Below are 13,848 nucleotides of genomic sequence, written 5' to 3'. Positions count from 1 at the left end.
ACAGGAACGCAACGAAGGACGAGGAACAGACATGCGTGCGGTGGTCGTGGAGCAGTGGGGCGGGCCCGAGAACCTGGTCGAGCGCGAGGTCGAGCGGCCCGAGCCCGGGCTGAACGAGGTCCTGGTGCGGGTGCACGCGGCCGGGGTGAACCCGGTGGACTGGAAGACCCGGGCCGGCGGCGCCCTCATCGAGTGGGGCGCGGTGCCGGCGGTCGGCTGGGACGTGTCCGGCACGGTCGAGGCCGTCGGCCCCGGCGTCGGGATCTTCCGCCCCGGCGACGAGGTCTACGGGATGCCGCTCTTCCCCCGCCAGGCCGGCGGGTACGCCGAGTACGTGGTCGCACCGGCCCGCCACCTCGCGCCCAAGCCCGCCAACCTGACGCACGTGGAGGCCGCGGCGCTGCCGCTGGCCGCGCTGACCGCCTGGCAGGCCCTGGTGGACGCGGCCGACGTCCGCCCCGGGGAGCGGGTGCTGGTGCACGCGGCGGCCGGCGGCGTCGGCCACTTCGCCGTGCAGATCGCCAAGGCCCGCGGCGCGTACGTCATCGGCACGGCCAGTGCCGGCAAGCACGACCTGCTGCGGGAGCTGGGCGCGGACGAGGTGGTCGACTACCGCGCGGTCCGGTTCGAGGACGTGGTCTCCGACGTCGACGTGGTGCTGGACGGCCTCGGCGGCGAGACCGCCGAACGCTCCCTGAAGGTGCTCAGGACCGGCGGCCGGCTGATCACCCTGCCCGGCCCGGACGACGTCCCGGCCGCCCCGGACGGCGTGCGGGCGGCCTGGGTCCTGGTCGAGCCGGACCACCTCGGCCTGCGCGAGATCGCCGCCCTGGCGGAGCGCGGCGCACTGAAGCCCGTGGTCGAGACCGTCCTGCCGCTGGCGCAGGCGGCCAAGGCGCACGAGATCGGCGAGCAGGGCCGCACCACCGGCAAGATCGTCCTCACCGTCGACTGACCCGTCGACACCCGGGAGCGGGGCGCCGCCCCCGCCCGGGGGAGTGATCAGCCCGTCCGCCCGCCCTTCCCGACGACCACGAACTGGCCCATCATGCCGTCGTCCTCGTGGCGCATCAGATGGCAGTGGTACATGTACGGGTTCCGCGGGTCGGCGTAGTCGCGGAAGACCACGGCGAGGCGCACCGAACCGGACGGCGGCACGGAGACGGTGTCCTTCCAGCCGGCGAGTTCCGGCGGGGGAGGGCCGCCGTTGACGTCGAGGACCTGGAAGTGGTTGTCGTGGACGTGGAAGTTGTGCACCCGGTTGTGGGTGTTCGTCACCGTCCAGACCTCCGGGACGTCGACGGTGGCGGTGACGTCGATCCGCTCCATGTCCATCGGCAGGCCGTTGATGGTGTTGCCGTCGAGCTCGAAGGTGCGCGCCACCGCGGACGCCGTCACCGGCGGGGGGATCACGGCCAACGCCGAGGGCGTCGCCGTGCCCGCGCGGAGCTGCGGCCGCGGGTCCAGGCGCAGGAGCTCGAACTCCTCGCCCTGGGCGGCTCCGGCGGACGGGCCGCGGCCCTTCCTGGCGGGCAGCGGGGCGGGGAAGGACCGCAGGGTGCGCGGCCGACCCGCCTGCAGGCGGACGACGACCTCCGCCCGCTCCCCGGGGGTCAGGAGGAGGCGGCGGAGCCGGACGGGCGCGGCGAGCAGCCCGCCGTCGGAGGCCACCATCTCGAACTCGCCGTCGTCGTCCAGACCGAGGTTGTAGACCCGCATCGTCGAGCCGTTGAGGATGCGCAGCCGCACCCGGTCGGTGGCCACCGGTGCGTACGCGCCCGCGATCCCGTTCACCGTCACCGTCGGGCCGGTCAGTCCCGTCCCGGCCTCGTTGCGCTCGTCCAGGGTCCCGTCGGCGTTGAGCTTTTTGTCCTGCAGGATGACGGGGAGGTCGTCGACGCCGTACTCGTGCGGCAGGGCGGTGCCAGCGGCCGTCCCGTCGTCGACGAGGAACAGACCGGCCAGACCGCGGTAGGTGTGCAGCTGGGTCGAGCCGTGCGGGTGCGGGTGGTACCAGAGGGTCGCCGCGGGCTGGGCGATCGTCCACGACGGCTCCCAGCCGGCGTCCGGGGCGATCGGCTGGTGCGGGCCGCCGTCGCACGCCGCGGGCAGGTGCATGCCGTGCCAGTGGACGGACGTCGGCTCGGGCAGCCGGTTGCGGACCCGCACGCCCACCGTCTCACCGGTGCGGGCGCGCAGCGTCGGACCGAGCAGGTCCTGCGAGTAACCCCAGGTCGGCGTGGACTTCCCCGGCACGATGTCCGCCCGGCCGGGCCGCGCCTCCAGCGTGAACCACCGCACGCCGTCCTCCGTGCGGGACTCCGCGAGCGGAGGGACCGGCAGCCGCCGGTAGCCGGCGGGCCCCGGGCCCCCCGGCACCGCCCCGCCGCCCGACTCACCGTCAGGCGCCGCCCTGCCGGCCGTACCGGCGACACAACCCGCCGTCAGGACCGGCGCGGAGACGAGGCCGGCCAGCACCGCACGCCGCGACCACACACCCACTCGGCCACCTCACGACGCCGATCGGACAGGGAACCGCTCGACGGACACGTCGTCCGCGCGCCGTCGGCCGGCGCCGGCCCGACCCGACGAGGAGTTCGAAACTAACACCCGCCGAAGGCACCGGACGTGGTCGAACCGGGCCGAGCCCGCCGCGTGCCGCGGTAGACCACTCGTTCGTACGAGGGTCCGCCGCCTGCCCGGCAGGAACCACCGGTGGCGGTCCGTCAGCCGCCCGCCCGCGCCGCCTGCCAGGCCTCGCGGACGGCGGACGGGATCCTGCCGCGGTCGTTGACCGCGTAGCCGTTCCGCCGCGCCCAGGCCCGGACGGCCTCGTCGTCCGGCCCCTGCCGGCCCCGGACGTCCGGGCCGTCCCCCGGCGCGGCGGGCACTCCTTCGAGCTCGTCCGCGGCCGCGCGCAGGAACGCGGACAGCGAAGGGTGGAGGCCCTCCGACGGGAGCTCCCCCTCGCTCCACGCCCCGACCGCGCCGGTGCGGGTGTCGAGGAAACGCCCGGAGAACCCGTCGCGCTCGGCGGTGATCGGCACCCACCGACTGCACCAGTCGACGTGGTCGCCGTCCGGCGGGTCGGACTCCGCGAGGGACTGCTTGAACCCGTGGACCCGCTCGATGTCCGTGAGGCAGAGCAGCAGCCCCCCGGTCGGCAGGACCCCGTCGTGTCCGAACGCCACCCACGCGTTGCGGCCGTCGTCCGTCCGGAGCCGGCCGAGGCCGCTCGCCCCCAGCCACGCCCGCAGCTCCGGCGGGAAGACGACGCCCATGCGGCGCTGCGCCGCCTCGATCGCCGCAGGGTCCCCCGGGCCGTCGAGCCCGGCGACCGCCTCCGCCGCGTTCCGCCGAACCCGGCGGACGATCCGCTCCCACTCCCGCAGGACGTCCTTTGGCTCCGATCCGTACTCGTCCACGCCGCCCCCGTGCCTCCTGTCCTGACCACGGATCGGGTCAGGGCAGGAGGCACGGTAGCCCACGACTCCGACACGTGAGGGCGCGAGGCGCGCCCGCTGAATCGCGCCCCTGAATCGCCCCCTGAATCGCCCCGAGTGCCCGTTGAAGACTCCTAGGTGCGGCGGTGGGCGGTGATGACGCGTTGCAGCACGATGAAGACGAACAGCAGGGCGCCGATGACGATCCTGGTCCACCAGGAGCTGAGCGTGCCCTGGAAGCTGATGATCGTCTGGATGAGCCCGAGGACCGCCACGCCGAGGACGGTGCCGACGAGGTAGCCGGAGCCGCCGGTGAGGAGGGTGCCGCCGATGACGACGGCGGCGATGGCGTCCAGCTCCAGGCCGACGGCGTGCAGGCCGTAGCCGGAGAGCATGTAGAACGTCAGCAGGACGCCGCCGAGGGCGGAGCAGAAGCCGCTGATCGCGTAGACGGTGATCCTGGTGCGGGCCACCGGCAGGCCCATCAGCAGCGCGGACTGCTCGCTGCCGCCCAGCGCGTACACGTTGCGGCCGAACCGGGTGTGGTGCAGGACCACGAAGGCCGCCGCGGCGACCAGCACGGCGATGACGGCGCTGGGGGAGAGGAAGGTGCCGCCGGGCAGCGGGACGCGGGTCTGCGCCATCGCGGTGTACGACGGGTCGGTGATGGAGATCGACTCGACGCTGATCGTGTAGCAGAGGCCGCGGGCGAGGAACATGCCGGCGAGCGTCACGATGAACGGCTGGATCTCGAAGGTGTGGACGACCCATCCCATGGCCCAGCCCAGCCCGGTGCCGATCGCCAGCACCAGCGGGACGACGGCGAGGATCGGCCAGTGGTGCTGCTCCACCAGCCAGGCCGAGACCATGGTGGACAGGGCGACGACCGCGCCGACCGACAGGTCGATGCCGCCGGTGAGGATCACGAAGGTCATGCCGACGGCGACGACCAGCAGGAAGGCGTTGTCGATCAGCAGGTTCAGCAGGACCTGGCCGGAGAAGAAGCCCTCGTACTGCACCGAGCCGACGCCGAACATGGCGACGAGCAGGACGGTGGTGACCAGCAGCGGGACGTGGCCGCGCAGTCGTGCGGCGGGAGTGGTGTTCATGCGCCCACCTTCAGATCGGCGGATGCGGGCTCCGGCTGCCGGCCGCCGTGCGCGGTGGTGCGACGGCGGGCGAGCTTGGCGCGGAACCGCGGCGACTGGATCAGGCAGACGGTGATGACCACGGCGGCCTTGAAGACCAGGGTGGTCTCGGGCGGGATGCCGATGGTGTAGACGGTGGTGGACAGGGTCTGGATGACCAGGGCTCCGAGCACGGTGCCGCCGATCGAGAAGCGTCCGCCGTTGAGCGAGGTGCCGCCGATGACGACGGCCAGGATGGCGTCGAGTTCGATCCACAGGCCGGCGTTGTTGCCGTCGGCGGCGGAGACGTTGGAGCTGATCATCAGTCCGGCGACGGCCGCGCAGACGGCGCTGGCGACGTAGACCAGGGTGGTCAGGCGGTGGGCGCGGATGCCGACCAGGCGACTGGCGACGGGGTTGCCGCCGACCGACTCCAGCAGCAGGCCCAGGGCGGTGGAGCGGGTGAGCAGCACGGCCAGGGTGACGGCCGCCGCCGCGAGCAGGACGGAGAACGGGACGGTGAGCCAGTAGCCGCCGCCGATCAGCCGGTAGGGGTCGCTGGTGACGGTGATGATCTGGCCGTCGGTGATCAGCTGGGCGACGCCGCGGCCGGCGACCATGAGGATGAGGGTGGCGACGATCGGCTGCACGCCGATGCGGGAGACCAGCAGGCCGTTGACCGTGCCGAGGACGAGTGCGACGGCCAGCGCCAGCGCCACGGCGGTCAGGACGGTGGAGACGCTGCCGGGGTCGGCGGCCTCGCTGATGTGCAGGCAGGCCAGGGCGCCGGCGATGGCGACCGTGGAGCCGACCGACAGGTCGATGCCGCCGGTGGCGATGACCAGCGTCATGCCCAGGGAGACGAGGACCAGCGGTGCGCCGAAGTGCAGGATGTCGATCAGACTGCCGTAGAGGTGCCCCTCCTTGGTGTGGACGGCGAAGAAGTCCGGGGTGAACAGCAGGTTGGCCAGCAGCATGGCGACGAGGACCGCTGCGGGCCAGAAGAGCCGGTGTTTCGTCATCGCCGGGCTCCGCTCGCGATGGTCTCCATGAGGTGCTCCGGGGTGAGCGATCCGTCGTTGGCCAGTTGGGCGACCATGCGGTGGTCGCGCAGCACGCCGATCCGGTGGCTGAGGCGCAGGACCTCCTCCAGTTCGGCGGAGATGAACAGCACGGCCATGCCCTTCTCGGCGAGGTCCGCGACCAGTTTCTGGATCTCGGCCTTCGCGCCGACGTCGATGCCGCGGGTCGGCTCGTCGAGGATCAGCAGCTTGGGGTCGGTGATCAGCCAGCGGGCGAGCAGCACCTTCTGCTGGTTGCCGCCGGAGAGGTTGCGCACCAGTGCCTCGGGGTCGCCGGGGCGGATGTTCAGCGCCCTGATCCAGCGCAGCGCGTAGTCGTCCTGTGCGGTGCGCGACAGGGGCCGGAGCCAGCCGCGGGAGGCCTGGAGGGCGAGCACGATGTTCTCGCGGACGGTGAGTTCGCCGACCAGGCCCTCGGACTTGCGGTTCTCGGAGCAGAAGGCGATGCCGTGCGCGACCGCGGCCTGCGGGGTGCGCAGCGCGGCGGGCCGGCCGTCGATCCGCACGGTGCCGCTGTCCGCGTGGTCGGCGCCGAACAGCAGCCGGGCGGCCTCGGTGCGCCCGGAGCCGAGCAGCCCCGCCAGCCCCACGACCTCGCCGGGCCGCACGGTCAGGTCGTAGGGCTCGACCGCGCCGCGGCGGCCGAGCTTCTCCGCCGTGAGGAAGGGCTGCTCCGGCGCGGGCCGGTCCGTACGGCGGCTCGCGGTCGCCAGCCCCTCCAGGTCGGCGAGTTCGGCGCCGATCATGCGGGAGACCAGCTGGACCTGGCTGAGGTCCCGGGTGAGGTACTCGCCCTCCAGGCGGCCGTTGCGCAGGACGGTCATCCGGTCGCAGATCTCGTAGACCTGGTCGAGGAAGTGCGAGACGAACAGGATCGCCACGCCCCGCTCGCGCAGCCCGCGCATGACGGCGAACAGCTGCGCGACCTCGTCGCGGTCGAGGCTGGACGTCGGCTCGTCCAGGACGAGCACCTTGGCCTCGACGTCCACCGCCCGGGCGATCGCCACCAGCTGCTGGACGGCGATCGAGAAGCTCTCCAGCGGGGCCGTGACGTCGATGTCCAGGTCGAGTGCGGCGACCGAGGCCGCGGCGCGGCGGCGCAGTTCGGACCAGTGGATCAGGCCGCGGCGGCGCGGCTCACGGCCGATGAAGAGGTTCTCCGCGACCGACAGGTTCGGGCAGAGGTTGACCTCCTGGTAGACCGTCGAGATGCCGGCCTGCTGCGCCTGCAGCGGACCGGCGATCCGCAGCGGCCGGCCGGCCAGGGTGACCTCGCCGCCGTCCGCCGGATGGACGCCGGTGAGGACCTTGATGAGGGTGGACTTGCCCGCGCCGTTCTCGCCCATCAGCGCGTGCACCTCCCCGGGGAAGAGCCGGAAGTCGACGTCGTCGAGTGCCAGCACGCCGGGGAACTCCTTGCGGAGCCCGCGTACTTCCAGGACCGGTTGCTGCATCGGTCCTCCTTTCGTGGTCGGTCGGGACCGGGGGCGGGCGCCGCGCCGTGGGGCGGCGGCGCGGCGGGCGGCCCGGTGCGCCGTCCGGTCAGTACTGACGGGTCGGCAGCGCGGCGGTGGCCTGCTCGGGGGTGAAGGTGCCCTCGACGGTCTTGATCCGGCGTTCCACGGCCTCGCCGTTCTTGACCTTCTTCGCCAGCTCCATCAGCTGGTCGCCGAGGAGGGGGTTGCACTCCACATCGAAGTTGATCTTGCCCTGGGACATGGCGGTGAAGGCGTCCTTCACGCCGTCCACGGAGACGATCCTGATGTCGGTGCCGGGCTTCTTCCCGGACTCCTCGATCGCCTGGATCGCACCGAGCGCCATGTCGTCGTTGTGGGCGTACAGGACGTCGATCTCGGGCTGCGCCTTCAGGAAGGCCTGCATGACCTCCTTGCCCTTGGCGCGGGTGAAGTCGCCGGTCTGCGAGGCGACCACCTTGAACTTCGGGTCGCCCTTGATCACGTCGGCGAAGCCGGACTTGCGGTCGTTCGCCGGGGCGGAGCCGGTGGTGCCCTCCAGCTGGACGATGTTCACCTCGCCCGGCTTGCCCTGGTACTCCTTCACCAGCCAGTCGCCGGCCTTCTTGCCCTCCTCGACGAAGTCCGAGCCGAGGAAGGTGGCGTAGAGCGAGGTGTCCTCGGAGTCGATCGCGCGGTCGGTGAGGATCACCGGGATGTGCGCGTTCTTGGCCTCCTTCAGCACGGTGTCCCAACCGGACTCGACCACCGGGGAGAAGGCGATCACGTCGACCTTCTGCTGGATGAACGAGCGGATCGCCTTGATCTGGTTCTCCTGCTTCTGCTGGGCGTCGGAGAACTTGAGGGTGACGCCGGCCTTCTTCGCCGCCTCCTGGACGGACTTGGTGTTCGCGGTGCGCCACCCGCTCTCGGCGCCCACCTGGGCGAAGCCGAGGACGAGCTTGCCGCCCGGCTTCTTGCCGTCCGACGAACCGCCGGTGGAGGAGCAGGCGGACAGGCCGACGATCATGACGCCGGCCAGGACGGCGGCAGCGGCTCTCTTGGACATCTGGGCTTCCTCTCGATGGTCCCCTCCGGGCCGGGGCTGCGGAGCGGGCAGCGGGCAGCGGTCGGCGGAGGGAGTGGGTGTGCCGGCCCGGGCGGGCGGCAGCCGCCCGCCCGGGCCCTGAAGCGATCGGATGGATCGTCAAAGACGGTGTGAGGATGATCGGTCGGCGTACCGATGCGTCACCGGCGTGCGCTGGGGTGGGAGCACCGGCGTCTTCGCCCGATGATTGTTAGCGCTCACATATGGTCGGGGCAAGAGTGGTGCACCGCTTTATCGAATCTTGACCGCTGCCGGCCGGCCCGCCCGTCCGGTCACCGGTGGCGCCGGGGGTCCGGGACGTCGGGCAGGGGATCCGTGACCGGCGCCTGCCGTATCGGCGCGGATGCCGCCCTGTCGGGTGCAGCGGGTCGCGAATGCCCAGGTGGCGCGGGGAGTGGCCGTTCCGGTGGCGACCGGCGGTGACCGGCGGCTGTGCGTCGGGGGCTGTCGGACACCTTGACGCGGTCATACGGAGTGTTCATAGTGATGCCCGGCCGCCTCTGAGCCGAACTCTCAATCACCCCAGCTGTCTTGAGTTGCTGCCGGCTCAGATTGTTAGCGCTAACACTCGACCCCCCCGCCACCAGCAAAGGAGCCCACCCTTGGCTGCTCGAACACGGCTGCGCCGCGCCCGGCGCGCCCTGCTCGCGTCCGGGACCACCGCCGTCCTCGCCGCGGCCCTCCTCGCCGGCACGGAAGCAACCTCGCAGGCCGCCACCCAGGGGCCGTGCGACATCTACGCCGCGGGCGGCACGCCCTGCGTCGCGGCCCACAGCACCACCCGTGCCCTCTACGGCGCCTACGACGGAGCCCTCTACCAGGTCCGGCGCGCCTCGGACGGCGCGACCAGGGACATCGGCCCGCTGAGCGCCGGCGGCTACGCCAACGCCGCCGCCCAGGACACCTTCTGCGCCGCCACCACCTGCCTGATCACCGTCGTCTACGACCAGTCGGGCCGCGGCAACGACCTCACCCAGGCACCCGCGGGCGGGGCCGCGGGCGGCCCCGACGACCTCGCGCCCGCCACGGCCGCACCCGTGAAGGCCGGCGGACACCCGGCCTACGGCATCTACGTGGCCGCCGGCACCGGCTACCGCAACAACCACACCTCCGGGATCGCCACCGGCGACCAGCCCGAAGGCATGTACGCCGTCCTCGACGGAACGCACTTCGGCGGCGGCTGCTGCTTCGACTACGGCAACGCCGAGACCAACAACCTCGACACCGGAAACGGCCACATGGAGGCCGTCTACTTCGGCGACAGCCGGATCTGGGGCACCGGAACCGGCAACGGTCCCTGGGTGATGGCCGACCTCGAGAACGGCCTGTTCTCCGGTGCCGACGTCGGATACAACGCCAACGACCCGAGCGTCAGCCACCGCTTCCTCACCGCCGTCGTCAAGGGCGGCCCGAACCAGTGGGCCATCCGCGCCGGCAACGCCCGGTCGGGAGGACTCTCCACCTTCTACAGCGGCGCCCGCCCCAACGCGTCCGGCTACAACCCGATGCACAAGGAAGGCGCCATCATCCTCGGCATCGGCGGCGACAACAGCAAATCCTCGAGCGGCACCTTCTACGAGGGCGTCATGACCTCCGGCTACCCCTCCGACGCCACCGAGAACGCCGTGCAGGCCAACATCAACGCCGTCGGCTACCAGACGGCCCCCGTCACGTCGAGCTCGCTCACCGTCGGCTCCCGCATCTCGCTCCGGGCCACGACCGCCTGCTGCACCGCGGACTCGCTGCGCCGCAACACCGACGGCACGGTGGCCATCTCGCCGATCAACGCCGCCAGCCCGGCCGCCGACAGGACCGCCGCAGGCTGGACCGTCCGCGCCGGACTGGCCGACAGCAGCTGCCTGTCCTTCGAGTCCGCCGCCGCCCCCGGCCAGTACCTGCGCCACTCCGGCTTCCAGCTCTACACCGCCGCGAGCAACGGCACCGCCCTGTTCATGCAGGACGCGACCTTCTGCCCGCAGGCGGGCCACAGCGGCCAGGGCTTCTCCTTCCAGTCGGTCAACTACCCGAACAAGTACCTGCGGCACTACGCCTACACCGGCTACCTCGCCGGCGACGGCGGCAGCAACACCTGGGACAACGCCACCAGTTGGAGCGAGGACACCAGCTGGCTCGCCGCCCAGCCCTGGTCCTGAGGCCTGCCCCGGTCGTGAGGCCTGCCCCGGTGGTGAAGCCTGCAATGCCGCCCGGAGGGGCGGCACCGCCTGCTCCTCGGCGGTGCCGGCCCTCCGGGCGGCACGCCCCGGCAAGAGGCTGCCGGATTTCGGTTATTGGCGCGGTGCGGGCGGATCTCCTGATCGTGCGGCCCGATCGGCCGCAGGACGGCGGCGCGGACGCGCGGCCCCGCTCCCGCATGCTCGAAAGGCTCACCGTGACCCGTGACTGGAAGGGCCACCGCCCGCTGCTCGCCTGCTCCCTCGCGCTGGCGGTCGGTGCGACCGCCCTGCTCGGGATGGCCGCACAGGGCTCCTCGGCGCAGGACTCGTCGGGGCAGGTCGCGTCCGCGCAGCCGGGCGGTTCCGCCGCGGGTCACTCCGCCGCCGACCACTCGGCCGCGGGCCACGGCGCAGCCGCTGCCTCCCCGGCGGCCGGCAAGCACGGTGGGCACGCGATGGCCGGCACCGACGGGCTGGCCCCGGAGCGCGACGGCTACCGCCTGGAGCCGCGGGTCGCCGGCCTCCCCGCCGCGCGGCCGGTGAGCTTCCCGTTCGTCGTCACGGGCCCCGACGGGCGGCCGGTCACCGAGTTCGCGGAGTCCCAGACGAAGCGGATGCACCTCTACGCGATCCGCTCGGACCTGACCGGCTACCAGCACCAGCACCCCGTGATGGCGGCCGACGGCACCTGGACGGCCGACCTGGCCGCACTCGATCCGGGCGTCTGGCGGGTGTACGCCTCGTTCGCACCGGCCGTCGGGTCGCACCAGGGCACGGAGTACGTGCTCGGCAGCACCGTCACGGTGCCGGGCACCGCCACCGAGGCCCCGCTCCCGGCCGCGGCCGGCACCGCCGTGGCCGACGGCTACACGCTGACCGTCCAGGGGGACCCGACGTCGGCGGAGGCCTTCCCGCTGACCGTCACCGCCACGGGTCCGGACGGCAGGCCGGTCACCGACCTCCAGCCGTACCTCGGGAGTTACGCCCACCTCAGCGCCTTCCACGAGGGCGACCTGGCGCTGGCCCACCTCCACCCGATCACCCCGGTCACCGCGGGCGGCGGCGGCCCGGTGCTGACCTTCTACGCCCTCCTCGCGAAGCCCGGGAACTGGCGGGTCTTCCTGCAGTTCCAGACCGGTGGCCGCCTGCACACCGCGGCCGTCACCCTGCGGGTGCCGTAGGCCCTCTCTTCCGGATCTTGCCGGGCGCGCTACGCCGGGCATCGCCACCCAGCCCCGAGGGGCCGGGAGGTGCCCCCAGCCCGGACGCACCGGCGAATCGGCCGAGTGCGGTCCGGTACGAGGCCGATCCGCCGGCACGCCCGGCCGGGCGCGAAACGGGGGCACCTCCCGGCCGGAGGCCGGGGGAGCCGCGCGCTCATCCGGCAAGATCCGAAGGAGAGGACCTGGCGCCTGTCCGGCGGGGCCGGGCCACGCCGGGGTCCCGGGGGTCAGTACGGCTCTTCGCGCCACTCCAGGCAGGTGGGCCGCCGGCCGCCGGACAGGACGAACTCCTTCACGGCCTGACGCACCAGGCCGATCGGGACCTCCGTCGGCTCCAGGAACTCCCGGGGGTAGGTGACGACCATGTAGGTCGCCACCGGGGTGGTGGCCTCGCCGGCCGGGATCAGGGCGCCCTCGTCGCCGGTGCTGTAGGAGAGGATGCCGACCTGCCCGCCGGCGCGGACCCCGACCAGGAACTCGTGGTCCGGCCGGCCCGACGGCAGCAGCGGGCGGTCCAGGGAGATCAGGTGGGCCGTGTTGCGCAGCGGACCGCCGGCGATCAGCGCGTCGACCATCGCGTCGACGGCCTCCGCCGAGTCGAGCAGCACCGGTGCACCCGAGTGCTCCTCCAGGTGCTCCTCGGTGAAGACCGCCTCCGTGCCCCGCAGCGTCTCGTCCCCCTCGCCGTCCCGGGTGGTCATGTGCCGGAGGCGTCCTGGCGCGGGGCGACGGCCTGCTCCAGCAGACCGTGCAGGACGCCCTGCTCGTCCGGGGTGAGCGCGGAGAGCGGAGAGTCCACGGCGAGGAGTCCGAGGAGGCGTTCGCGCAGTGCGGTGCCGTCGGCGGTGAGGACGAGGTGCTTGGCCCGGCGGTCGGTGGGGTGCGGCCGGCGCTCGACGAGCTGCTGCTTCTCCAGCTTGTCGACGACGAAGGTGGTGTTGGAGGGCTCGCAGCTCATCCGCTCGGCGAGCTCCCGCATGGTCATCGGCCCGCTCATCTCCCGCAGCGCGGTCGCCTGGGAGGCGGTGAGGCCCAGGGTGGCGGCGCGTGCCCGCACGTGTTCGGCGATGCGCTGGGCGAGTCCGTTCACCAGGCCGCACAGCTGCCGCTCGGCCACGGCCTGCGCCTGCGCGTGCGCCTGCGTCGGTGCCTGTGCCTGCGGGGACGTCGTCATACGCCCCAGCCTAGCAAATCCGTCCGATCCAAATAATTGCAACTTGAATGGTTCGAACTTGATGCATATGGTGGGCGTCGCTGCCGCGGGAGACTGCGGCAGGCCGCTGACGTGCATTCACAGGAGGGGAACCATGACGGACCTGACGACGACTCGGGGCGGACGGCTGAACCGGCCGGGAGCGATCCGTTCCGTACGACTGGGCGGGACCAGGGTGTCCTACGTGCCGGACGGCGACGTGCGGCTCCGGCCGCTCGACCTGCTCCCGGACACCACCGCGGAGGTGTGGGCCGCACACCCGGAGTACCTGGACGCCGCAGGCCACCTCGTGGGCAGCGTCGGCGGTCTGCTGGTGGAGCACGGCGACCGCGCGCTGCTCATCGACGCCGGCTTCGGCCCGCGCACGGCCGAAGCCCCGGCCGGGCCGGTCGGCGTCATCCACGGCGGCGCCCTGCTGGAGAACCTCGCCGCACTCGGCCGCGGACCCGCGGACATCGAGGCGGTCGCCTTCACTCACCTGCACTCCGACCACCTCGGCTGGGCCGGCCACCCCGCCCCCGGCACCGGCCGGCCCGCGTTCGCCCACGCCGACCACCTGGTCTCCGAAGCCGAGTGGGAGCGACAGGACCTGCTGGAGGCCCAGGGCACGGCCGAACAGGCCGCCGTCTTCGCCCCACGGGTCAGGACGGTCACCGACGGGCAGGAGGTCTTCCCCGGCGTCCGCGTGCGGATCACCCCCGGCCACACCGTCGGGCACGCCGAGTACGTGATCACCGGGGGCGGACGCCGTCTGATCGCCTTCGGCGACGCCGTGCACTCGCCGATCCAGATCGACCACCCCGAGTGGTCCGCGGCCTTCGACCACGACCCCGCCCGGACGGCCGAGCACCGCCGCCGACTCGTCGCCGAACTGGCCGAACCGGACACGATCGGATTCGGCGTGCACTTCGCCGACGTTGTGTTCGGCCACGTCCGCCGGGACGGCCACGGCCCGGCCTGGAAGCCCCTGGACGCCTGACCCGCCGGGCGGGCGCCGTCGGAGGTCGGCGGGTTCGGCCGAACC

The 13,848-nt window shown here is 72.8% G+C and carries 12 protein-coding genes; 4 read left to right on the top strand and 8 right to left on the bottom strand.

Translation table 11 applies throughout. The annotated features are described in order from the left end of the window. The first annotated feature begins 31 nt into the window (after window positions 1-31). Entirely contained in the window at window positions 32-955 is a 924-nt protein-coding gene (locus ABD353_RS10925; RefSeq protein ID WP_344623317.1) for an NADP-dependent oxidoreductase, read from the top strand. Window positions 956-1,002: 47 nt separating this feature from the next. Here the strand turns inward: ABD353_RS10925 and ABD353_RS10920 are convergent, their stop codons facing one another. From ABD353_RS10920 to ABD353_RS10895, 6 genes are all read right to left on the bottom strand, one after another. Next, window positions 1,003-2,301, bottom strand: coding sequence for a multicopper oxidase family protein (locus ABD353_RS10920; RefSeq protein ID WP_344623316.1), 1,299 nt, complete (start codon window positions 2,299-2,301; stop codon window positions 1,003-1,005). A gap of 425 nt (window positions 2,302-2,726) precedes the next feature. Further along, complete coding sequence (locus ABD353_RS10915; protein ID WP_344623315.1) at window positions 2,727-3,425, bottom strand: Lsr2 family DNA-binding protein; 699 nt, start codon at window positions 3,423-3,425, stop codon at window positions 2,727-2,729. 152 nt (window positions 3,426-3,577) lie between these two features. Then, window positions 3,578-4,552 carry a galactofuranose ABC transporter, permease protein YjfF gene (gene yjfF / locus ABD353_RS10910; RefSeq protein ID WP_344623314.1) on the bottom strand — a complete coding sequence of 325 codons (975 nt, stop codon included), beginning with the start codon at window positions 4,550-4,552 and terminating at the stop codon, window positions 3,578-3,580. Continuing rightward, window positions 4,549-5,592, bottom strand: coding sequence for an ABC transporter permease (locus tag ABD353_RS10905; protein WP_344623313.1), 1,044 nt, complete (start codon window positions 5,590-5,592; stop codon window positions 4,549-4,551). Before ABD353_RS10905 ends, yjfF begins: the two co-directional genes overlap by 4 nt. After that, the gene (locus ABD353_RS10900) at window positions 5,589-7,106 is read right to left on the bottom strand and encodes a sugar ABC transporter ATP-binding protein (RefSeq protein ID WP_344623312.1); all 1,518 of its coding nucleotides are present in this window, start codon (window positions 7,104-7,106) and stop codon (window positions 5,589-5,591) included. Before ABD353_RS10900 ends, ABD353_RS10905 begins: the two co-directional genes overlap by 4 nt. A gap of 88 nt (window positions 7,107-7,194) precedes the next feature. After that, window positions 7,195-8,175 (bottom strand): ABC transporter substrate-binding protein, encoded by a 981-nt coding sequence (locus ABD353_RS10895; RefSeq protein ID WP_344623311.1) that lies wholly within the window; start codon window positions 8,173-8,175, stop codon window positions 7,195-7,197. 641 nt (window positions 8,176-8,816) lie between these two features. Between ABD353_RS10895 and ABD353_RS10890 the strand changes: the two genes are divergently transcribed. Both ABD353_RS10890 and ABD353_RS10885 read left to right on the top strand, forming a co-directional pair. Next, the gene (locus ABD353_RS10890; protein ID WP_344623310.1) at window positions 8,817-10,367 is read left to right on the top strand and encodes an alpha-L-arabinofuranosidase B; all 1,551 of its coding nucleotides are present in this window, start codon (window positions 8,817-8,819) and stop codon (window positions 10,365-10,367) included. Between the two features lie 236 nt (window positions 10,368-10,603). Then, window positions 10,604-11,569, top strand: coding sequence for a hypothetical protein (locus tag ABD353_RS10885; RefSeq protein WP_344623309.1), 966 nt, complete (start codon window positions 10,604-10,606; stop codon window positions 11,567-11,569). A gap of 269 nt (window positions 11,570-11,838) precedes the next feature. Here the strand turns inward: ABD353_RS10885 and ABD353_RS10880 are convergent, their stop codons facing one another. Both ABD353_RS10880 and ABD353_RS10875 read right to left on the bottom strand, forming a co-directional pair. After that, entirely contained in the window at window positions 11,839-12,312 is a 474-nt protein-coding gene (locus ABD353_RS10880; RefSeq protein ID WP_344623308.1) for an Imm1 family immunity protein, read from the bottom strand. Further along, window positions 12,309-12,785 carry a MarR family winged helix-turn-helix transcriptional regulator gene (locus ABD353_RS10875; protein ID WP_344623307.1) on the bottom strand — a complete coding sequence of 159 codons (477 nt, stop codon included), beginning with the start codon at window positions 12,783-12,785 and terminating at the stop codon, window positions 12,309-12,311. The genes ABD353_RS10880 and ABD353_RS10875 overlap by 4 nt, the downstream gene beginning before the upstream one ends. 133 nt (window positions 12,786-12,918) lie before the next feature. Here ABD353_RS10875 and ABD353_RS10870 point away from each other — a divergent pair, with 133 nt between their 5' ends. Then, window positions 12,919-13,803 (top strand): MBL fold metallo-hydrolase, encoded by an 885-nt coding sequence (locus tag ABD353_RS10870; RefSeq protein WP_344623306.1) that lies wholly within the window; start codon window positions 12,919-12,921, stop codon window positions 13,801-13,803. Window positions 13,804-13,848: the final 45 nt, after the last annotated feature.

Source organism: Kitasatospora arboriphila, from assembly GCF_039528095.1.
In the GTDB taxonomy this organism is placed as follows: domain Bacteria; phylum Actinomycetota; class Actinomycetes; order Streptomycetales; family Streptomycetaceae; genus Kitasatospora; species Kitasatospora arboriphila.
The sequence above is the reverse complement of the archived record's forward strand: the minus strand, read 5'-3'. Positions and strand labels throughout refer to the sequence as shown.